Source organism: Arthrobacter sp. NPDC093125, assembly GCF_044754225.1.
Lineage (GTDB): Bacteria > Actinomycetota > Actinomycetes > Actinomycetales > Micrococcaceae > Arthrobacter.
Map to the genome: position 1 here is coordinate 29,777 of NZ_JBIVOQ010000015.1, position 20,477 is coordinate 50,253.

Genomic DNA, 20,477 nt, shown 5'->3' on the forward strand with positions numbered 1-20,477 from the left:
ACTTTCGACGGGCCGCTCAATCCGGCCGGCTTCGTTGACTCATTACTCACACCCCGCCTGAACTTTGGCTGGAGTCATCGCGCCGTATGGTGCTCTCGCCGCTTATGAGAGGGGACCGCCAAGGAAGTCATGTCGCTTCGCTGCGCCACCTCCATGAACCCGTGAGCTCATCTGCTCACTCCATGGAACAGAACGGACGGAGCACCCATGTTTTTCGCAGCGGTGGACCCGGGGATCACCCCGAACGCGAGCTTTCCTTTCCTAGAATCGCTTAAACAGATCGGCGGTGGGATCCTCGTTGGCGCTTTCATCATTATTGCCATCGTGGCCATCATCGGTGCCGCAATGCTGCTGGCTGGCAAACTTAGCCAGTCGTCACGCCTTGCCTCAGGCGGGGGCGTGATCCTCCTTTGGACCGGCCCGGTGGCAGCCATTCTCGGCGGCATCAACGGCTACATCCTTTGGTCGCAGACTGCCTTCCCGCTTGGGTTCTAGCTCATGCCTGTTGAGTGCGACCTCAATGGATGGTGGCCGCCCGGCTGCGGTTTGGTCTCACAAGCGAACGACAACGCCCTGGGCGCAGTCACGTCTCTCTTCGCCAACATCCTCCAGAACATGGCGTCCTGGCTCTGGGCCTTCATTACCGGCGCCTTCTCTGTCTCGAACGTCGACGACTCCCAGTGGCTCTCCATCAAGGGGCTGACGAGCTGGTGGGTCGTCGTCATGATGACACCGCTCGTCGTCGTGATGATCCTCCAGGTCTTATCGGGCCTGCTGAGCCAGCAGCCGAGACGGATCGGCCGCGCGATGCTCGGCGGCGCTGCCGCCATTCCACTAGTCGGGGCTGCTGTCTATCTGGTCCGGCAACTGACGCGGGCGAGCGACTTAGCCTCAGCCGCCTTGCTCGAATCCATCGGTTCTGATCCATACCTCGTGTTCATGAGGCTTTTCGGATTTGAACGGGCACCAGAAGGAAGTGGTCGGGAATGGAACTTGGTCTCGCTGGCACCTGGAACGACAGGAGGCCCAGCCGGAGCCGTCGTCGTCACTGTGATGGCAGTTATTGTCGTGTGGATCCTTGCCTTCATCCTGATGTGCTCGATGATCTTCCGCTCCTTTGCACTCGTCGTCTTGGCGGCCGTTGCGCCGGTTGCGCTGATGCTGCTGCCCTGGGACAAGTCAAAGTCCTGGGCACGCCGCTGGTGCGAGGTGGTCATTGCCCTGGTGTTGGCCAAACCGTTGGCCGCAACAGTTTTGGCCGTAGCGGTCAAGCTTTTTGCCGAGTCCAAGTCTTTTGCGGGCTTGGCCGCAGGAACCGTGGGCATGGCGCTTGCCTGCGGTGCACCTCTCATGGCTCTTCGCTTGGTTAGCTTCGCGGGCGGGGAACTCGCGGCAGCGGCCCAAACGGCCGGTGGCGGCCACGTTCTGTCGCGGAGCAGCAGCGTGGCGGCTCGCCAGATCAGTCGGCAGACAGGTGGTCGCCTAACTCTTGCGGGCTTGGTGAATCGTTCGGCCATGACCCGGCCAGTCAGCTCAAGCCGTAACCTCTTCCCGACACAAGTGTTGGCACCCGCTGTCCGGTCCGGCGTGCCGTCGCCCCATGGTGACGGGGGCCAGTTGGCCCTGAGAATCGGGCCAGCGACAGGGGCTCCGAAAGCCGTGCACGCATCAGGGTCGCCGCAGGGCTTTGTAGGCATGAATCCTCGCGAACAAGCCGGAACCGCTCCAGCACCAACGGGGCAGCCCCCACTCGGAGATGCCGAACCGCGAGCGCATCCCAACGCAAGCCCACCGGCACCTTCTCCGGTGCGGCTTCCGAAACCCCAACCACCAAGAATCAACCCTCCGAACGGAGGAAACCCACATGTCTGAAGATGCCCGTGCCCTTGAAGCCGTCAAATTCCCGAGATACGAGCGCCGCGGGTTCTTCCTCGGCCTCAAGTGGTACCAGCTACTGATCGTCGCGGGGGGAGGCGCAGTTGCCATCGTGGCTTCTGCGAGTAGTGGGCCAGTCGGACTGTTCTCCTCCGGACCCCTATGGCTCGGGCTAATGCTGCTCGGGCTCCTCCAGTATTCCCGCATCCCTTATCCGGTATGGGCGAAACAGCTCGCCCTTTTCTTCTATCGGGCAGCGGCAGGACAAACGCGGTTCCTTGCAAAGCCCGCAGCTCCGCAACTTGCTGGCCGACTCGCGCTCCCGGGCGGTCTCGGCAACTTGGAGATCCGAACAACCGCCAACGGTGAATGCTTCATGGTCGACCGCCACGGCAAGGAGGCAATCGCAGTCCTGCGCTGCAGCACGCGATCCTTTGCACTGCTGGATGCAGATGACAAAGCCTGGGCAGTCCAGGCCTGGTCACGTGTGCAAGCCGGCATGGCACACCGGCCAGGCGTGGCCAGGATTGCCGTCCAGGATTACACCGTGCCCTATCCTTCGTCGGCGCTCTGGGAGTTTTTCAAAAACAACGCCATGCCGGTACAAGCCAGCGAGAAGGCTGCGTGGGGACAACGCGCGTATGAGGACTTGCTCGGTGCAGCCGGATCAACCATGAGCCATGAACTCCTCGTGGCGGTTGTCGTGGACACTGGCAAGGCTCGCCGGCGGATCAAGGGGTCGGGCGGGGGACTGGTAGGCCTGGAACGCGTACTGCGACTGGAAGTCGAGGCGATGAAAACGTCGCTAGGTACGCACAGCGTGAAGGTAGACGAGTGGATTGGCGAACCCGGACTGCTAAGCATCATCGGTGCTGCATTCGATCCCGCTGCCTTGCCGGCTGCTAAGGCGCCGGTGGCGGCAGCCCCGCCGTCGGACGAGCCGACAAGTAAGGAGATGGATTCCCGCCACCGACATGGCCCGATGGCCGTGGAAGAACACTGGACCTACCTGCGGACCGACACCGGGTTCCACCAGACCTTCTGGATCGCTGAATGGCCCCGCCAGAAAGTCTTCCCGGGCTTCCTGCATCCGCTGATCTATGTGGGCGAATTTCGCCACACGTTCACGGAAGTCATACGGGCAGTGCCTACCGCTGAAGCCCTCCGTGACATCCGCTCCGCGCAAGAAGCGCATGAAACGCGCCGCCGCATCAACGCCCGCTTCGATAGGCCACTTACCCGTGAGCAAAAGGCCGAGGAAGAAGAGGTGATCCAGAGGGAGGAAGAGATCGTTGCCGGCCATGGTGACGTCCGCCCAGCGGCCTATATCACCGTTACGGCGACCTCGTTGGAGGACCTGGCACGGCATCGCCAGGAACTTGAGTCCGCTGCCGCCGGAGCATTCGTTGAGCTCCGGCTTCTCTACGGACAGCAATGGGCCGCGTTTGTTGCCGGTGGCCTGCCGCTTGGAAGGGGACTGCGTTGAAGCAGGCAGTGAGAAGCTTCGAGTACCTACCATCGGGAAAGAATCGGAAGGCACGACGGCGGCCGGCGCTGCCCGCTGAAGGGTGGCCGAGTGCATCGATAGGGGACAAGCGGCGCGACCCCCAGGGCTTGCCCCTCGCCGGAGACTGGGGGAGCAACGAGCCAAACTCCCTGCGGGGTCCGCATCGCTTGCGGCCCGCGCCCCACCGGGCATCAACCATGACGTTCGCGGCCGCCTACCCATTTCTTACAGAGTCGGGGCTGGGGCACGAGGGAACCTACATCGGCACCGACGTTTTCGGATCCGGGGCCTTCTCCTACGATCCATGGATCCTTTACGACAAGGGGATCATCAGCGGGCCTTCCATTGTTGTTATTGGGACAGTCGGCACAGGCAAGTCCATGTGCGGCAAGTCGCTCGTGACGCGGTCAATCACACTAGGGCGAAAGGCAGCCGTCGCGTCTGATCCCAAGGGCGAGTGGGTTGCAGTAGCGGAGGCTGTTGGTGGCAAGGTCATTTCCATCGGCCCGGGCCGCCCTGCAAGGGTGAATCCCCTCGACGCCGGTCCCCGCTTCAATGCCCTTACCGAGGCTCAATGGCAAGCGGTGGTGAGGCAGCGGCGTCGTTATCTCCTTGGGGCTTTGGTCTCGCTCATGCGGCAGGGCACGCCCCTTCGGCCCGTGGAGCACACAGCCTTGGACATCGCCCTCATGGAAACCATGGCCGAGAACTCAAACCCGACCCTGCCCATGGTGCTCGACCACCTCCTCAAGCCGTCGAAAGAGATGACCGCCCTGGTCGGCGCAGATGGAGCAACCGCCGTGAGCCATTCCCTGCGGCGTACCGTATCCGGTGATCTCGAAGGCATGTTCGATGCGCCATCCACTGTGGCCTTCGACGCTGACGCCCCAATGATGGTCTTGGATACTTCTGCGCTGATCGGGGCGTCTGAGCAGGCCCTCTCGTTGGCCGCGGCCTGCGGTGCCACGTGGTTGGAAGCCGCTATCACCAATCCCGACGGCGGGAAGCGGCTTGTGGTGTACGACGAGGGGTGGCGGATGCTCGCGGATCCGTACATGTTGGCCAAGATGAGCGAACAGTGGCGGCTAGCCAGAACGTATGGGATCGCGAACCTGCTCATCATGCACAAGGTCGCTGATCTCAACGAGATCGGTGACAGCACGAGTGGACACAGACAGAAGGCATTGGGCCTGCTGACTGAGGCTGACACTAGAGTCATTTACCGGCAGAAACACGACGCGATGCGCCTGACCAAGGAAGCGCTCGGCCTGACCGAAGCGGAGTGCGAGCACGTGGAGAACCTTCCGAAGGGCGTCGGGCTCTGGAAAGTGGGCAACCGCTCCTTCATCGTTGCCAATCGCGTGACCACTGACGAGCTTGCTGTTTTCGGGACAGACGACAGGATGCTGTGAGACGGCCAGTGAGCTCGCGCGCGGCAAGCGAGAATCCACTGGTCACCGTCGGCCTTGTCGGCGCCGCAGCCTATGTATGTCTCTGTGCTGTGGTGCAGGCAGCAGCCCACGTGGCCGGCTCTTTGCAGTGCGGCACCATGCCGCCGTCGCCCTTCAACCCTGCGGCCGCCGTCGGACTCATCGCCAACAGAATGGAATGGATCATTGTTCGCCAGGCTGATTGTGTTCTCGGCACTGACAGCGTCTGGTGGGTTCTGGCCCCGACTCTATTTCTGGTTGGTGCGCTCGCGGTCGGTGCGGTGGTCTTTTGGCGGCGATGGAAGCAATCGGGCGGCTGGTTGCGCCAAGACATCCTGAACCGCGACGGCGTTGCACGCCGCGCCGAGATTCTCCACGATTTTGGGGCGAGGGCCGTGCGGAAAAGGGGGACGTTCACGCGTCCAGGACTTGCAAACCCTTCCGTGCAGGACGTGTCATGGACGCTGGGCCGCTCCCGCGGCGTCACCGTCCATGTCTCCACGGAAGAGTCGATGGTGATTCAAGGCGCTCCGCGATCCGGCAAGGGGCTTTATGTCGTCATCAACGCGATCCTTGACGCGCCGGGTGCCGTCGTAACGACATCAACGCGGGCGGACAACCTCGTTGTGACGATGAAGGCCCGGGCATCCGGAGGCCGCCCCGTGACCGTTTTTGATCCGCAGGGCATGTCGGGGATCCCGTCGTCGCTGCGCTGGTCTCCCTTACGTGGGTGCGAGGATCCTGATATTGCTACCCGGCGGGCGTTGGTCATCACCGCGGACACCGAGATGAAGGGGGAGAACGCAGCGTGGCAGAAGCGCTCGCTGATAGTTCTTCAGTGCCTGCTCCATGCTGCGGCATTGTCTGGTGAGGGAGTGACTGCATTCCGCCGCTGGTCATCCAGTTCGGTACTGGCGCGGGAAGCCCTCGAGGTGCTGGGCCAGCAGGGGGCGGCGATGGGATGGCAGGCCGACCTGATGGGCATCCTGGAAGACGACCCGCGGAATACGTCGAACTCATGGATTGGGGTTTCGGCGGCGGTGGCACCTCTGTCATCGCCCAAGGTGCTGGCCGCGCTGAATCCGCAGGACGAGTCGGAAGAGTTCGATCCCAAGGCTTTCATACGGGACCGGGGAACTCTTTACCTCATTGGCACACGAGCCGGGGCAGCTGCCGCAGGACCGTACTTATCCGCGCTGATCGATGACATCGACAATGCAGCACGGGAAATGGCCTTCGTGTCACCCGGGGGCCGGTTGGATCCGCCGCTTTCCCTGATCCTCGACGAGATCGCCAACCTGGCCCCATGGCCTGGACTGCCGGTTGCGCTGTCCGACGGCGGGGGAATTGGGATCTCAACGCTGGTGGTTCTGCAGTCCCTGTCCCAGGCACGCTCAGGGTGGTCCATCGACGAGGCATCAACCATCTGGGACTCCGCCATCATCAAGGTGATCTTTGGGGGTGGATCCGACGAACGGGACCTGCGCTCACTCGCCGGGTTGCTGGGGGAGCGGAGTCTTACCCTCACCACCCGGTCCTGGTCCTCCCAAGGCCGGCAGGACGGTGAGCAGATACGCGAAAGTCCAGTGATCGCCCTGGATGAGATCCGACGCCTGCCTGTGGGCACGGCACTCATGCTCGGCAGGCGCACCCGGCCCATCCTGTTGGACCTGCTGGAGTGGCACAAGCGAAAGGACGCTGGGGAGCTGCGCCGCCTGAAGGCCGAAATGGAACGCGTTTTGGCTGACGGGCACAGAGAGCGTCAGCAGAAGACCGAAGGGGCACCCGATGCGCAGCCATGACGAGACCGAGGAGTTCGATGTTCCGTCCGCTGGCTCCTTCGGGGACGACGAGATCACCGCACAGTTGTTTCGATCCGCTTTTGGTGCTTCAGCGGCTTCCAAGAGCGTGACCCGCCGCTGGCGGGACATGACACCCGAACAGTCCCAGGAGGTCTGGGGTGCCCTCTTCTCTTGGGTGCGGTGGCTGGTGGCCACCTACCAATTGACGACGTCGGTCGTTCCCGATTGCTGGTGGCGTCACCCTGAGATTGTGGCTGAGTTGTACGCACTTCACCGTGCGGAGCTTGCCTCCTACACACAAGATGACCCGGGCTTCGGCCCGCTCGCCTTTCATGAAAGGCTCCCACACGCCGTCGAACGCCTGCGGATGCACACCAGGACTGCCGGATGCGTCGGGCTGCAGGCACACAAGGAGCCTGCACCTCGAATCCTTTCTGGTGATGACCCAGACTTTGTCGAGTGGCGGAAGGCTGCTCATCAACTGGTTGCTGACTTCTGAATCATGTCGCTGTCGGGGTGCCTAACCATTAATGGGTGTCTGCGCAGCGATGCTGCGGTCCAAGAACCATGAAGGGTGGCTGTCGTGGCCGCTACACCTGAAGTTCCATTTAGCATTTTGCCTGACCAGGGCTCTCCGGAAGCCAGCGTCAGCGCTCGCCGCATGGCGCCCGAGGAGCGAATCGCCTCACTGATGGATGGCCTGCACTCGATCCTGGAGGAGGCAGTCGAGTCACCTTCACATTGGCAGGTCCTGCTGGATGCCTCAGCCAATTTGTGGCGGTACTCGGGTGGCAACGTCACCTTACTCATGATGCAGATGACGCAGCGGGGTACACATGAGCCGACGCTCGTCGCAGGGTACAGGGAATGGGAACGACACGGTCGCACTGTCCTTCGGGGCGAGCATGCCCTGTGGGTCATTGCACCTCGGACCGCCCGTGTGCAGCAGATGCTGCTGCCCGACGGCACGCGCCAGCGCATTCCTCTCGGTGGCAAGCTTCCTAGCGGTGCTGTAGATGAAGGGAAGAAGACCCTCATCACGGGTTGGCGCGGACAGGCAGTCTTCGATGTTTCGCAGACCCAGGGGGCTCCGCTGCTGGTTCCCAGGCCGAGTGATGCCCCGACCTTCGACGCGCTACACCTATGGGAGTCGCTGGCTCGTGTTGCCCGCACACACGGCTTCTCGATTCAGGTCACCGATGCGCAGTTCGGGCTGACGAGCGGCTTCACTGACTTCGCACAGCGCCAAGTTCAAGTGGGCGGCTGGCTAAACGCGGAGGAGCGCGTCGCCGTCCTGGCACACGAGCTCGGTCATGTCTTGCTGCACGGGCCCGATGACAAAGTGGGGAAGCTGTACGGAAGCAGCGTTGACCACCGCGGCCTTGCCGAAGTCGAAGCCGAGTCTGTGGCGTACACCGTCCTCAAGGCTCATGGCATCGACCGGGGCCCGCAGTCTGCAAGCTACCTGTCCGGCTGGGCTGATGCAGTGATTGAAGCGGAGCACTCTACCGCTGTTAACAACTCGTCCGCGAAGCAACCCGCCTCGCGGGTCGACATTGCGAAGTCAGTCCTAGGCCGAGTCACGGCGGCAAGCAAGGACATCCTCGAAGTCACCAATCCACCGGGTTTTGGCGGGAAGGTTCCCACTGCTGAAGTCTCGCCCCGGGTGCAGGGCCAGGATTCGCACGTTGGCCTGCAGCAGCCAGGCGGGCCGTCTCGGGGGTTGGAGGTTTCCGGCCCATAGGGCGACCACGAAGTGTTGGACGGGAGAGACCCGTCTGCGAAGGAAAGGGCAGAAGATATGAGTACCAAGATTCCGGTCAACATTGCCGGAAACCTCGTCGCGGACCCTGAGCTCACCTACGGTGAGTCCGGGGTAGCGCATACCAAACTGCGCGTGGCGGTGAACCAGCGGATTCAGGGAGCAGACGGAAGCTGGCACGACGGAGACCCGGTCTTCCACAACGTCTCCGCGTTCCGGGCGCTCGCAGAGAACGCTTCGAACTCCCTCAAGAAGGGGGACCCGGTAACGGTGTCGGGTGAACTCGAGTTCCGCGCGTTCGAAAAGGATGGTGAGCGACGGGAAGCCCGTCGGATTGTTGCTGAAACGATCGGTCCTGACCTTCGGTTCGGGACAGCTGCTTACCAGCGCTCCCCACGGGCGGCAGCCGGCCCGGAAGCTACGGTCGACGCGGGTCTGCAAGCGGCGCCTGAAGCGGCTCAACCTGCTTACAGCATCGCTACGAAAGGTCCGGTGGCCGCACCCCCTTTAGGCAGGCCGGCGCGGGCTGACATAAGCATGTAGCTGACTGCTGCTGGCAGTGTGATGGCCTGATCCTCATTGGACCAGGCCATCACCTTGTCAACGCTCCACATGTACGCTCGCTCTCGGCCGCCGCTTTAAGACAGCCGGCGGAATTGTCCAGGCTTCACCTGCACCAGGATCGGCAGCGCGAGCTGGACCGGTGCGGCGCCGACCGACTTGTCGAGAAGATCGTTGATCGACGTCTGTCCTCTCAGCTCCCCTGAGGGATCTCTTTCCATGCCCACGACCCTAGGCACGACCGCGAGCCTTGCGTTTCTTCGACACGCACGGCGCTACCCGATGATTACCTGAGCGTCGCCCGGATGGCTGCCAACTACAGCGCACTACTGCCCTTCCACTCATCAGGCTTTACACGCCTGATGCTCGAGAAATGCGCCCAACCCATGTGGTATTTGCCGGAGGTATCCAGCCACTCGATGAGGCCGTACTTGTGGGTCGACCCGACGGCTTTGCCATAAATTCCGCTGACGTACACAAGCGGACCCCATACTTCGGGAAATCTCGGATGGGTGCCGGGTCGTCTATCGGCCGGCTTGCTTCGGCGTCCATGCGAATCATCATGCGCTCGACATCTTGAGGGGAGCCGGACTTGATCATGAAGCTATTTTAGAACACACGTTCGAATTTTTGCATCGCCGGAGCGTCGTCACAGTAGATGCCGCTTAGGGGCTCCGGCCTTCGGCGGGTGCCCAAGCTAAGCAGTCGGCGGCTCGAATGAAATACGTCTCTGGCCAGGGTGTGCTCGGCATTACTTGAGTGGGGTCGGGGGCGATGAGCAGGACGGATCCTGGCCAAAGTGGTTCGGGTAGTGCTTCTATCCAGGCACGCTGAACGTGGTTGAAGCGGTTCCAGATGATGGTGACCCACGAGCCGGTGGGTTGCACCGTGTCGACGCTGAGAAGGGTGACCTCTGTCGTGGTCCCGCTGGCCAGCTTAGCGTTGTCAAAGGATCGCCATCTGTTTGCTGCGTTAGCCAGCCAGGTTCGCCGTTGGGCGGATCTTTTCCCCCATAACAGCGCCAGCACTAGAACAGTTGCCAGCAACAGGCTGCCAACGATGACCTCCATGACGAGAGGAAGTTCCGTGGCAGCCAAAGCTACGAATGAGAAGGCAAAGACTATGAAGACAACCGCGCTGGCTATCACTAGTCCGGTTGTCGCTACCTTGGGTCTTACCGCCGGATTGACGACCATTCGCATTACCTCCCTACCAGATTAGAGCTGCCAGCCGGCACCTGTAAGGACGACTTGCTGAGAAAGGGCTGAATCCAAAGGTGAGTCATCTAGTTGAGCGGTGCCACGGCGATGAGCATTGTTAATTGCTGCGTTGATTCGTTCACGCTGGCCCCGTTGTTCCCATTCGTAATCCGCGGGAGACGGACCCAAGGGGAGGGGAGAGTCCGGCAGCGCCCACCTGTCGCGAAAGACGGCAACGTCACGGACCAGCTGCCAGGTTTCGCCGCTGGTGCTATCTCCGACGGCTTCAAGCAAAGCACGTTTCCACTCAGGATCGGCTGTCAGCGCTGCCATGCTCACGGTCTCCGTCCTTTGGGAGATACGCACCCTGACCTGCTGAATCATCGACGCTAAGTCAGGGCGCGGAATGGTGAGCTTTTCAACCAGAGGTTCCTCAACCGCCGTCCTCCTTCCTTTCATGAACCGGCGTAAGCGCACGCTGAGGACAGCGCAGCGATCATTGGCAATGCTACTTTCCTGGCAGAACTGGCTCAGTATGCGCTCGGTACCCTGCCGGCTGACGGCTGTGGCTTTCCGCCATGCCGCGACAGCTGCGCCCCACGACGGAGATTGTTCGAATTCCTGTGAGGCACCAGGGGCATGTTCGTCCAACTGCTGCCTAAGATCCAGTCCTGCCGCGATCTGCGCGAGGTAGTCATACTCCGCGTAAAGCCGCTCAAGGCTGTCCGCCTTCCTCCGCTCCGCATCACGCATCTCGTGGGCGGTACGCTCAGCGCCTTCCGCAGCGAGTACCTCGCCGAGGATACCCCGCCACGACAGCTCCTGGGACGGGTCGACGGCAGGATGGTCGGCGTCGTCACCCTCGCTAACGTAGGCAAAGTTGCCGGAACGGCCACGGGTCATGCTCACGTACAGCAGCTCGCGGGTGAGCCGGCCCCGAGTGATAACGGTGTGGCCGGTGTCCACCGTGATGCCTTGGGAACGGTGGGCTGTTGTTGCATAGCCCAGCTCGACGGATGACTCCAGATACGCTCCTGGGAGCAGGACACTCGCGCCTGTGTCCTGCCGTCGCGCCAGCAGCGAGCTGTCGCGACGATTGACCTGTTCGACGTCGAACAGCGTGCCATTTCTCACGAATTTACCGTCGCTGTCGACTAGCTTTCGGTTATTTCCGCGGGCAATAACGGTGTCACCGGAACCAGCCCGTAGGCCATCGCTGAGCAGCACCGTCTGCTCTGGATCCACCTCTCCCTGTGCCACTCGGTCCGCCTGCGCCCGTTCATTGAGCATGCCGACCGTTTCATTGTCGGCGGCAATGAGGATGGACGACTTTCCTGCTCGGGTATCTGCCTGCCACGCGAGGTACGCCTTGTCAGCCATATCCAGGTAGCTACCGTGCCGGATCCGCCCATGTTGGGCATAGTCGGCGATGGCTGAGTACTCACCCTTCCGGAGCCTGAGCGACGACACACGCTCCCACTCCTCTTGAAACCTCCAAACGCTGCTCAGCCTGGTCGTCTTACCTTGCCGGTCCAGCCAGCCAAGTATGCCACCGGCGTCGATGGCGTCCAGCTGCCCCGGGTCTCCCACGAGGAGGATCTTCGCGCCGGCTTCCTGCGCCTGCTGTACGAGCGCAGCGAGTTGGAAAGTCGAGACCATGGAAGCCTCATCGATGATGACCAGTTGATTCGCATGGAAGCACCATCGTTGCTGGACGGCAGCGAGCCGCGCAGCCTCCTGCGCTAACTTGATGCTCCAGCGCTCGCCGACAGGAGCCGTGGTCAGTTGCGACTGCACATTGAAGAAGCGCCCCGCCCTTGAACTAGCCCCCTGACCGGCCGACTCGTGCAGCCACTTCGTGACGTTCTCCGTTGCCATAGCGAGTTCGCGGCCCAGCACTTCGGCGCTGGCAGCTGCCGGGGCGAGTCCTACAACGCTACCGGCGCCGTACTCGGCTTCCCATACTGCCTTCACTGCACTCAACGTTGTCGTCTTTCCCGTGCCCGCTGGCCCCGTGATGGCGTCGAGCCGGTTGCCGCTCAGGACTACGTCGGCAACGGCGGCACGCTGATCGGAGTGAAGCACTCGGCTCTCCGGCTGTTGGATCTGCTCAAGGAGATCCATGATGAGGTCTGCGCGGACTGCCGGGCCGTCGTCATCGTTCCTGGCCGCCATGACCGCGTCCTCGCAGGCGAGCGTGGACGTATCGGTGTAGAGGCGCGATCCGTGAAAGTCGAAGACGCTTCGTGGTCCATGCCGGACGTCTGCCTCGGCGTGGGCAGGGACGGTGTACCGGTAATTATTCAGAGGCACGGACTGCTGCTCGGCCGCGGTGGCGACGGCGTCCATGAGCGTGCTCCTGTCCGCCGCCGTGCGGCAACACACCTGGGCGCAGACGCGTTCGGCTTCCGCAAGGAGATTCCAGCGGTTCCAGGTGGAGCGTTTGTGAGCGACCCGCTCACGTGTCAGGGTTGCGACGGCCCAGATCCAGTCAGAGGTGAAGTCAGTGCAGCCAAATGGGACGATTCGGGAGCAGTTGATCGTGGCCGCGATTACGTTGTCCGGTGGGAATCCTTTGGCGGTGGCGCGTGCCTTCCATTCTCTGGATAGCTCATGCAGGGGCGTGGGGAGCTCGGACTTGGGGACGCGTGTGGCCAAGGTCGCTTGCTGCCGCAGCTTGATGACCGTTGCTGTGCTTGGCGGATGGCCGTGTTCCGTTGTCCACTCCGCGACGAGGCGGTCTGTTTCCACGTTGATCAGCCGGGACCGGTTGGAGAACTCGCGGATGAGGTCATCGTCGATTCCGGTGAGCTGCTGGCTGGGATTGCCCGTATTGACGAGGGGGAAGCGGATGTCCGTGTCGCTGCCAAGTTTCCGGTGGAGGGCGTCAAAGAGGAGTCCGTTGTAGTGTTCGCTGGCGGCGACGGCGGCCTTGTATAGCGTGCGGGAGTCAAGGGTGACCCAGGCTCCGTCGGTGATGCGCTGGATGCGGTTGGCGATGACAAGGTGGATGTGGAGTTGCGGGTCACCGGTACGAGATTCCCAGTGGTCGAAGGCGGCGGCGATGGCGCCCCTTGTGCCGACGTGGGCGACGCCGTTTCGTCCGGCGCGGGTGTGGATGACTTGCTCTTCCAACCAGGCAAGTGTTGCTTCCACTGCTTGGTGGTGCACGCGGAGGATTAGGTCCTGCGTGCTGCGAGGGCTGAGCGCCCAGAGGACTGACACTGACTTCGGCACGCTGAAGGTCAGGTCGAAACCGACGACGGCGTGCCTCACCGCTGGTGGGCCGGTTTTGTTTTCGACGGCGGTGGGTTGGCTGTGCGGGCGGCCCAGCGGCGTGTTGGTATCCGGATGTACGGCTAAGTCGAAGATTGCTTTCGCATCTGTTTCTGTGACGACGTCGCCGGCACGTCTGTTGATGCCTGGTAGTCCGCTGCCGATCCACCGGCCTTCAGGCGTCCCGGCCTTCATGTAGTAGGTGGTGGCATCCGGGGGAGTGGTAGTGAGGTCATCCAGCATCGTGGTTTTGAACAGGTAGCGCAGACCTGATTGTGCCGAGAGGCGTGCGATGGACATCGTCATGGCCGCGACGCTCCTGCGCGGCGCTTGGATGGATGCCATCCGCGGCGGTTGAGGATGTCCAGCGTTGCGGGGTCCAGTGCGACACCTTTTGCGTTCGCAAGCGAGACCAGCCATGCTGCGAGATGCGCGAGGTCCTGCACGTTGGTCCGCTGCGCACGCTTCAGCCGGGCTACTTCGATCTGGAGGACATTGTTGCTTTGACGCTGCTCGGAGTTCTCCGCCTCAAGCCGATCAATCTCACAGGACTGGGAGCGGAGCTTGGACTGGAGAATCTCGACACGGCGTTCGCAGATCCTTGTCCTAGTTGCCAGCTTGCGCTGCAAAGCCTTCAGCTCGTCCTTGACAACTACGGGTCCGTCGTCAGCCGCTACCGGCAGGGCAGGACGGCGGGCAGTTCGACGCATCCGGTCCCGCTTCCTGTTGCCGCAGCGGATTGAACAGAAGCGCTGACTTTTGCGGGAAGGCTCGAAGCCTATCGTGCACTCTTCGCAACTCTTGATCACGAACGTTCATAAGATCGAGGACCGGTTTCGACATGACCACACGTGAGCTGTCCTCACGCTGATGACCTTGGATGCCAGAGGTGTGAGGCTGTTGATGCGGGAGGTTGACCGCATCAGAAAGGCGGCACGTAGCGTTGCGTTGCCGCACCTCGGCTTGCGGGGAAGGCTTTCCGCCGGCCTCTTGGTTCGGAACGGTTGGCCCAGAGTGTCCAGTTTGGGTCTGGGAGTCTCTTCAGCGATCGTCAATAGAGTAGAAATGGGGCTCTGCTCTGACACCTTGCACCAGGACACCTGACGTCAGGTTGGGGTGTACCCGAATTCACGAAGTTTTGTGCGTAGGCAGCGGCGTCGTCGCGGAGCAGGTCGATGTGGACGCCATGGGAACGGGATGAATCCTGTGGAGGTGGGGGTCAAGGGGCATGGGAGAACTGGCCAATTTCTTTCTTGGCTAGAGGGACTCGCGCAGGGCTGCGCAGAGGGCTTCGGCGGCGCGGATGTCGTCGTCGCCGCGGGGTTGAATGGTTGGTAGCCGAACATAAGACCGGTGGAGGGCTGGGCGAACGCCAACTCGCCGCAAACCCTGGCCGCGAACTCACCGCCTGACACTCCACCGTCGTGGATGGTCGGCTGCGGTTTGGAAGCGTTCTTCGAGGCGATTCAACTCATTTGACGAGTTGTTCCGGCGGAAGTACGCATGTCGAAGCATGAGGTGACGCTTCTTCTGACGCTTTCCGCATAGGCTGAAATCTGTTCGACGAAATTAACGATCCGGGGGAATTTAGGACATGACCGGCCTAGCTAACACGAGTCCACGCAGTTCATCTGGTGAGGGAACGACTTTCGAGCACCGCTATGGTGCGTTCATTCTTGCCCACGTCCTTGCCGAGGAACCAATGGCTGAGTTGGGTGGTGGCGTACCGACAAAGGTCAGGTTTCAAGCGCTGAATATTAGTGAGGTGGATGACTTCATCATCGAAGGTAGCGCGGAAGGCCACGTCAAGGTAGCGGCCGTCGCGGCAAGAATAAATCCCAAGCTAGTTTCGAGTGACACCAAGTCTGTCAGCCTGTTCACGAAGTTCCTGAGTGAATTTGGCTTACACACTGTGGCCATGAAAAATGGCTCTTGGAGACTGGTTCTCGTCTCGGAGAGTGTGTCCGTCCCGCCAACGGAGTTGTATAGATTGGCGGGAATTGCGCGGGCACATGAAAGCGAAGCCTCCTTTTTTCAGGCAGTCCAGCTGCGGAATGACAAACTTATTGCCCGCATGGACACATTCCGTGACTTCTTTCAGGCCTCGGCGAAGGGGCTTTCCGTCCCGAGTCCTGGGGTCTGGGAAGTGCTGAAAGCCCTAGTGGTGGAACAGCATCGATTTGACGAGCCGTCGCCCAGCGAAGCGCGGGCCCAGGCTCTACTCGATCGCTTCTGTAAGGGCTGGGAGCGTGTACCCACGCCGGCAGTTAGCTTCGAAGCGTTGGCCAGCGTCAGCTCCGATTTGGCTCACAATGCGGGAACCGTGTCTCGGGAAAGCCTGATCGAGACGCTAATCCGTCGGAACAAACTGCCTAACCCAGAAACACTTGGCCCTAGTGCGTCGAATGATACCGTCAGCCTCCATCGGAGGGTTCTCTATACGGCAGCAAGTGTCCTGTCAGACGAGCGATTCCATCCCAAGGACTGGAAGCTCCGTGAACTCATGCGTGGGGAAACATTGCATGAGCTTTTGGACGCGATTCCGCCGAAGTTTGAGGAATTCGCAAGAAGCAAGCGAATCCTCACACAGCACGCCGCAGGTTCTTCGCTAGGGGACCACGCAGGTCAGCTGATTGAGAGCGCTCAGAGTGCCCGCTCCTCCCTTTCCAGCCTCATCAGCGGCTGGGATGAGATCAGCAAGGAAAAAGAACAGAGGCTCGAATTTGGATGGGAGGATCCTGCAATCGTGCATCTTCGCTCCCAGAATGTTGAAAGCTACCTGTCTGCAGCGGTCGAATCGCTTGCGACTATGCAAACCGCTGCGCTTTTTATTCGCGATTCCGTTGAGAAAGAACATCCCGAGGACGCGGTGCCGCACAGTTAGCCATCGCCGTGAGACTCGTAAAACGCCGATAATATAGATCATATAAAGTAGATTGCCTGAGGCAACATTTTTCGCGGTCCAGCGACGCTATTTCTTCTCCTTAGCGACGCCATTAGAAGGTGCCGTGTCCTGTGGCTCAAAAGGCAACCTTCAGCAGCCACGGGGACAGCGACGGAGCCAAGATTGGGGATTCTGACCGCATTTTCAGGGGTTGCAACAACCACTGGATTTGTTCAGCTGAAGCACGGTCAGGAACGGGTGTCTTGGCGGTTGCTTTTGCCGGCGGCATTCCAGGTCCTTGCAATGTGTGGGCACCGCTGGATGACGCTGCCATCGATCCAATTCACCCTTGATTCGAGAGCAAGGCTACATACCTGAGCTGTTCAACGTACTACCGCCTCAACCGGCGGGAGAGGATGGAAATTCGGCTGTTCCTACCTGAGCAATCACGTCAGGTCACCGAACATCGCTCCTGCTCAGCTGCCCGCCGGAACGAATAGTTTCAGACAGAATATGCACGGACGCCAGTGGCGCTTGAAAGGGCCTCCCTCGGCGGTGGTTCCTAACTAGTTGCAGATCGTCGCGGCAGCAGCTCCGATAGCGACGCTTTCAGCTGCCCAGATCGCTGGCATATTTGCTGCTGCCGCCTTGGTTCAGCGGCACCGTGCAGATAAGCGCGACCAGTGGCGGAAACGGGCGCACCAGCGTCCTCCACGCTTCATACGATTTTTCACCGTGACCCCTCACGTGCAGCTCTCCGGCCCGTACGACCAGCACCCCAAGGTCTAACGACTAAAGACATAGTTCTTCAGCAAGGAAAAGTCATCACGCGAATGGAGTGCATGAAGCAGCTTCCTCCCACGCAGCTCCTTTAGACGCGCTACCATCGCGTTCGATCCAGCCACCACAAGAACGGCCAGGACTCAGGACCACCTGAAGTTCTGAGCGTAAAAACTAGTCGAGAAAATAGGCGTGAACCTTCTCGTCGGAGTCCAAAATTTCGTCTACAGGCACGTCTAGCGCTCGTGCGAGCTCGACTGATCCAATGAGAGCGACCTGCACGTCAGGCGAGAAGGCTCGTTCGAGCAAGCCGAGATAGTCGGACATGCCCTGGTCCAATTTCTCTATGAGCTCCTGGTACTCCGCGGTGAGCTGCTCGTCGAGCAAGCGCTGCTCACCGAAGTAACGCTCGATCAGGTCGGCCTCTCGCTTCGAGAGGGCTGATGCGACCGCCCTGTACATTATGGTGCCGACCGTGTTGCCGATAACGGCGCCGAGGACTGGAACTGGGATGAGCGCTTGGCCGGCAAAAGAAGACAGTGCGCTCACCGCGGCTTCCAGGGCGACGAGCTCGGAGTTCTCGATGAACTCCAATTCGTCTATCTCGCCGTGGCGGAGCTTGTTCGCCTGCTCGGCAATGCCGAAGGCGGCGGTGACGATTGAGCTTGCGGCGGCTGCTGATGTGGCGGTGAAGTTTGTCAGCGCGTAGATGCTAAGGCCGCGTACTCCGCCTTTGACGAAGCTGAAGCCTGTCTCTCCTGCGATGTCGAGCCAGTCCTGCTCGCTGAACTCTCTGAACAGCTTCCCTTCCCGACGCTTGGCGACCACGGCCAATACGAAAGCGGTTCCACCCTCGATCACGGCGGCTGCAAGCGTGACGGTTGCTCCTTCTTTCAGGTTAGGCAGGCTCTCTTGGAAGGCGTTGTCACGAAGGGACTGGTCGGTAGAAAGGAGGGAGGTTTCTTCGGCAGCCATGGTCGACTCGTAAACGCCCCTTTGTACCTCGTGGTAATTGAGCGTCGATGGTTCGAGCGCTTCGATAGCGATCGATCCCTCTTGGAAGAACGCTTCGATCCGTTGCCAGTCCTTAAAGGAGGGTCCGTCGCTGCTGCGCGACAGGAGCTTTCCCGCCTCTTCAGGCGGCATGGAGTACAGCTTCTTGATCACCTCGAAGTGATCAGCGGGAATCTGGTACTTCCCGCCATTCTGCACGAAGTCGGGATACTTCTTGAGGTGCTCAGTGAGCGCTCCTAGTGAAAAGCCTGCTGCGACGAACTTCTGCTGGATCTCCACGCCGCTGCGGAGCAGGTCCACGGGGCCGTTATTGTTCACCCATTGGTAGTCGGACTCCTGGCCGAGGATCTGTTGCCGGGCATTGCTGATACCGACCTCGGCGATTTCCGCGATGAAGCCGTGCATTCCGTGCTGTCCGCCGCGGTTCGCGGTGACCACCTCAAGGTCAATCTTCCTGATAGCTTCATCGATGCTGGTGAATGCGTTCAGGAGGTTCTCGTCTTGCTGGCTGAATGAGCTCAGTAGGTCGTCAATGCGAAGTTGATTGAGGTAGTTCACCCATGAAGCAATCGCCTGCTCCTGGTTGCTCTTGACCAGCTTTGGTATGTCATTCATCAGCTGCGTCCCGCTTAATGTGCCTGCTTAGCAGTGCTGCACACGATTTCGTATTGGTCACGAGGACGCCGAGTCTCTGCTGCTGGAAATCGGAGAGCGAACGGAAGTCGGCGCCAAAATACGGCAGTGCTTCGCCGTAGCAGTTCACCAGCTCTACGCGAAGCGTGGTTGTCTTCTGGAGGAGGTCCTCGATCTTTGCATCATCGCTCTTGACCGACGCGGAGTTTCGCTTCACCGCAGCAAGCGCCTCCTGCTTTGCCGCCAGATTGTCGAACTTTTTCTTGGCGAACAGCGCGATTGACGCGAGGAGGGTGGCTCCTGCGACGGTCCATCCAACGGGGCCGGCCAGCGCCAGTAATGCGCCCCCTGCAGCGGTGCCTCCACCTCCGGCAGCTAACGCGCCGCCTCCTAGCCAGGCAAGAGCGGCGTTGCTCGCAGCGGCTCCGGAGAGAGCAGAGATAGCGGTACCAGTTGAGGCAGTGCCGAAAGTGGTGGCAACCCACATGGCGGCCGTCGGCGCCACGCTCGCGACTGCAGCTCCCGCGGCAAACCCCGCGCCGGCGCTGGCAGCAGACTGCTGCGCAGCTTCGGGATCCTTCCGAGCGAACTCCTCCGCATCCAGGAACTCGGCCTTGTAGACGCCAATCTCACCCAAGGACGTCTCGAACGACTTCGGGGTGTTCGCGATACTGTTCACCAGCAGCTCGACGAACTCGATCAGGTCCGCTGACCGTTCGCGCTGGCGCAGGAGCGAAAGCCCCTTGTCGCTCATCGCCGCGAAGGCAGCGTTGTATTCCGCTATGGCCTCCTCGTAGGCGTCCGGCGCCTTCAAAGCCATTTTATCGACTGTGTCTTTGGCAGCTTCCTTGACGCTTTCAACCTGCTCGCTGATCTGCGTCGACGCACTGCGCAAGGCCTTACCGTTATCCCCCAACTCGATTGCGGTTCACTTCCGAGAAAACACTATCGACTGCCGTTCACAAAGTAGGCGTTCCGGCCTGCGAGGTTGCCCGGACTCACGTGTAATGTGCGGCTGTTCGACGGCTGAGCCGCGCGCATATCCAGCCCGTGCGCCAACCTACTGTGGCGGTACTGGCCCTGACGTAACTGTCACATCAGCGGACCCTTTAGAGTCTTTGGGTATGAACGTAACAGCCAGTAACGTCCAGGCTCGGACCGGCGAACGGGTTGTCATTGTCCACGGGTACGAGGCTTCGCCGGATGCGAACTGGTTCCCTTGGCTTCAAAACGCCCTCGAAGCTGAAGGCATAGCCGTCACAGTCGTTTCCCTCCCTACACCGGACGATCCTGAGAAAGCAGCATGGGAGGACGCGGTCAGCGCGGCACTTGCAGTGCCCGACGCTGCAACGGTGATTGTGGCGCATTCCCTCGGTGTGGTCACTGTCCTACGAGTACTCGCGGCGTTGCCGGAGCCCTGGGAACTGGGCGGTCTTGTGTTGGTCGCCGGCTTCACCGAACCACTGGAGGCATTGCCGGAACTTAATGGTTTCCTCGCAGCTGACGTTGACGTTGAACGCGTAGCAACGAGCATCGGGGATCGAACAGTGATCCGCTCCGACACTGATCCTTTCGTGCCGCCGGCAGCGTCCGATGACCTCGCCAGGCGCTTGGACGCAAGGTTGCAGGTTTATCCGGGAGCAGGACACTTCATGACAGAAGACGGCGTCACAAGCCTGCCGGCTCTGCTTGACCTGATCCTGTCCAGATAGCGCTGCTCCACGCAAGAGCTGGGTATTGACTGAGCGCAACGC

Annotated in this window: 16 protein-coding genes; 10 read left to right on the top strand and 6 right to left on the bottom strand. The window is 61.0% G+C overall.

What is annotated here, in order from left to right; translation table 11 throughout:
• The first annotated feature begins 207 nt into the window (after positions 1 to 207).
• From ACIP9X_RS19080 to ACIP9X_RS19115, 8 genes are all read left to right on the top strand, one after another.
• Positions 208 to 495, top strand: a complete 288-nt coding sequence (locus ACIP9X_RS19080) for a hypothetical protein (RefSeq protein WP_056084497.1) — start codon at positions 208 to 210, stop codon at positions 493 to 495.
• 3 nt (positions 496 to 498) lie between these two features.
• Positions 499 to 1,872 carry a type IV secretion system protein gene (locus ACIP9X_RS19085; RefSeq protein WP_400481333.1) on the top strand — a complete coding sequence of 458 codons (1,374 nt, stop codon included), beginning with the start codon at positions 499 to 501 and terminating at the stop codon, positions 1,870 to 1,872.
• A complete protein-coding gene (locus tag ACIP9X_RS19090; RefSeq protein ID WP_400481334.1) occupies positions 1,865 to 3,361 on the top strand; it encodes an SCO6880 family protein in 1,497 nt (498 codons plus the stop codon). Before ACIP9X_RS19085 ends, ACIP9X_RS19090 begins: the two co-directional genes overlap by 8 nt.
• Positions 3,362 to 3,579: 218 nt before the next feature.
• Complete coding sequence (locus ACIP9X_RS19095; RefSeq protein ID WP_400481335.1) at positions 3,580 to 4,794, top strand: ATP-binding protein; 1,215 nt, start codon at positions 3,580 to 3,582, stop codon at positions 4,792 to 4,794.
• Positions 4,791 to 6,614, top strand: a complete 1,824-nt coding sequence (locus tag ACIP9X_RS19100; protein ID WP_400481336.1) for a type IV secretory system conjugative DNA transfer family protein — start codon at positions 4,791 to 4,793, stop codon at positions 6,612 to 6,614. The genes ACIP9X_RS19095 and ACIP9X_RS19100 overlap by 4 nt, the downstream gene beginning before the upstream one ends.
• Positions 6,601 to 7,113, top strand: coding sequence for a hypothetical protein (locus ACIP9X_RS19105; RefSeq protein WP_400481337.1), 513 nt, complete (start codon positions 6,601 to 6,603; stop codon positions 7,111 to 7,113). The genes ACIP9X_RS19100 and ACIP9X_RS19105 overlap by 14 nt, the downstream gene beginning before the upstream one ends.
• 162 nt (positions 7,114 to 7,275) lie before the next feature.
• Positions 7,276 to 8,358, top strand: a complete 1,083-nt coding sequence (locus tag ACIP9X_RS19110; protein WP_400481338.1) for an ArdC-like ssDNA-binding domain-containing protein — start codon at positions 7,276 to 7,278, stop codon at positions 8,356 to 8,358.
• 57 nt (positions 8,359 to 8,415) lie between these two features.
• Entirely contained in the window at positions 8,416 to 8,919 is a 504-nt protein-coding gene (locus ACIP9X_RS19115; protein WP_400481339.1) for a single-stranded DNA-binding protein, read from the top strand.
• A gap of 95 nt (positions 8,920 to 9,014) precedes the next feature.
• On the opposite strand, the gene ACIP9X_RS19120 is transcribed toward ACIP9X_RS19115, so the two are convergent.
• The 4 genes from ACIP9X_RS19120 to ACIP9X_RS19135 form a co-directional block, all read right to left on the bottom strand.
• Entirely contained in the window at positions 9,015 to 9,158 is a 144-nt protein-coding gene (locus ACIP9X_RS19120) for a hypothetical protein (RefSeq protein ID WP_400481340.1), read from the bottom strand.
• Positions 9,159 to 9,602: 444 nt separating this feature from the next.
• Positions 9,603 to 10,133 (bottom strand): hypothetical protein, encoded by a 531-nt coding sequence (locus ACIP9X_RS19125; RefSeq protein ID WP_400481341.1) that lies wholly within the window; start codon positions 10,131 to 10,133, stop codon positions 9,603 to 9,605.
• A gap of 21 nt (positions 10,134 to 10,154) precedes the next feature.
• Positions 10,155 to 13,718 carry a MobF family relaxase gene (mobF, locus tag ACIP9X_RS19130; RefSeq protein WP_400481342.1) on the bottom strand — a complete coding sequence of 1,188 codons (3,564 nt, stop codon included), beginning with the start codon at positions 13,716 to 13,718 and terminating at the stop codon, positions 10,155 to 10,157.
• Positions 13,715 to 14,122: a hypothetical protein gene (locus ACIP9X_RS19135; RefSeq protein ID WP_400481343.1), complete on the bottom strand. Its 408-nt coding sequence runs from the start codon at positions 14,120 to 14,122 to the stop codon at positions 13,715 to 13,717. The genes mobF and ACIP9X_RS19135 overlap by 4 nt, the downstream gene beginning before the upstream one ends.
• Positions 14,123 to 15,114: 992 nt before the next feature.
• Here ACIP9X_RS19135 and ACIP9X_RS19140 point away from each other — a divergent pair.
• The gene (locus tag ACIP9X_RS19140; protein ID WP_400481344.1) at positions 15,115 to 16,296 is read left to right on the top strand and encodes a hypothetical protein; all 1,182 of its coding nucleotides are present in this window, start codon (positions 15,115 to 15,117) and stop codon (positions 16,294 to 16,296) included.
• 954 nt (positions 16,297 to 17,250) lie between these two features.
• Here ACIP9X_RS19140 and ACIP9X_RS19145 read toward each other — a convergent pair.
• Both ACIP9X_RS19145 and ACIP9X_RS19150 read right to left on the bottom strand, forming a co-directional pair.
• On the bottom strand, positions 17,251 to 18,705 hold the full coding sequence (locus ACIP9X_RS19145; protein WP_400481345.1) for a hypothetical protein: 1,455 nt from the start codon (positions 18,703 to 18,705) through the stop codon (positions 17,251 to 17,253).
• Complete coding sequence (locus ACIP9X_RS19150) at positions 18,698 to 19,618, bottom strand: hypothetical protein (protein ID WP_400481346.1); 921 nt, start codon at positions 19,616 to 19,618, stop codon at positions 18,698 to 18,700. The genes ACIP9X_RS19145 and ACIP9X_RS19150 overlap by 8 nt, the downstream gene beginning before the upstream one ends.
• 229 nt (positions 19,619 to 19,847) lie before the next feature.
• On the opposite strand from ACIP9X_RS19150, the gene ACIP9X_RS19155 reads away from it, so the two are divergent.
• The gene (locus ACIP9X_RS19155) at positions 19,848 to 20,435 is read left to right on the top strand and encodes an RBBP9/YdeN family alpha/beta hydrolase (RefSeq protein ID WP_400481347.1); all 588 of its coding nucleotides are present in this window, start codon (positions 19,848 to 19,850) and stop codon (positions 20,433 to 20,435) included.
• Positions 20,436 to 20,477: the final 42 nt, after the last annotated feature.

Coding starts and splice junctions, on each gene's coding strand:
- ACIP9X_RS19080 (WP_056084497.1), top strand. CDS start 208: ATGTTTTTCGCAGCGGTGGACCCGGGGATCACCCCGAACGCGAGCTTT.
- ACIP9X_RS19085 (WP_400481333.1), top strand. CDS start 499: ATGCCTGTTGAGTGCGACCTCAATGGATGGTGGCCGCCCGGCTGCGGT.
- ACIP9X_RS19090 (WP_400481334.1), top strand. CDS start 1,865: ATGTCTGAAGATGCCCGTGCCCTTGAAGCCGTCAAATTCCCGAGATAC.
- ACIP9X_RS19095 (WP_400481335.1), top strand. CDS start 3,580: ATGACGTTCGCGGCCGCCTACCCATTTCTTACAGAGTCGGGGCTGGGG.
- ACIP9X_RS19105 (WP_400481337.1), top strand. CDS start 6,601: ATGCGCAGCCATGACGAGACCGAGGAGTTCGATGTTCCGTCCGCTGGC.
- ACIP9X_RS19110 (WP_400481338.1), top strand. CDS start 7,276: ATGGCGCCCGAGGAGCGAATCGCCTCACTGATGGATGGCCTGCACTCG.
- ACIP9X_RS19115 (WP_400481339.1), top strand. CDS start 8,416: ATGAGTACCAAGATTCCGGTCAACATTGCCGGAAACCTCGTCGCGGAC.
- ACIP9X_RS19120 (WP_400481340.1), bottom strand. CDS start 9,158: ATGGAAAGAGATCCCTCAGGGGAGCTGAGAGGACAGACGTCGATCAAC.
- ACIP9X_RS19125 (WP_400481341.1), bottom strand. CDS start 10,133: ATGGTCGTCAATCCGGCGGTAAGACCCAAGGTAGCGACAACCGGACTA.
- mobF (WP_400481342.1), bottom strand. CDS start 13,718: ATGACGATGTCCATCGCACGCCTCTCGGCACAATCAGGTCTGCGCTAC.
- ACIP9X_RS19135 (WP_400481343.1), bottom strand. CDS start 14,122: ATGCGTCGAACTGCCCGCCGTCCTGCCCTGCCGGTAGCGGCTGACGAC.
- ACIP9X_RS19140 (WP_400481344.1), top strand. CDS start 15,115: ATGGCTGAGTTGGGTGGTGGCGTACCGACAAAGGTCAGGTTTCAAGCG.
- ACIP9X_RS19145 (WP_400481345.1), bottom strand. CDS start 18,705: ATGAATGACATACCAAAGCTGGTCAAGAGCAACCAGGAGCAGGCGATT.
- ACIP9X_RS19155 (WP_400481347.1), top strand. CDS start 19,848: ATGAACGTAACAGCCAGTAACGTCCAGGCTCGGACCGGCGAACGGGTT.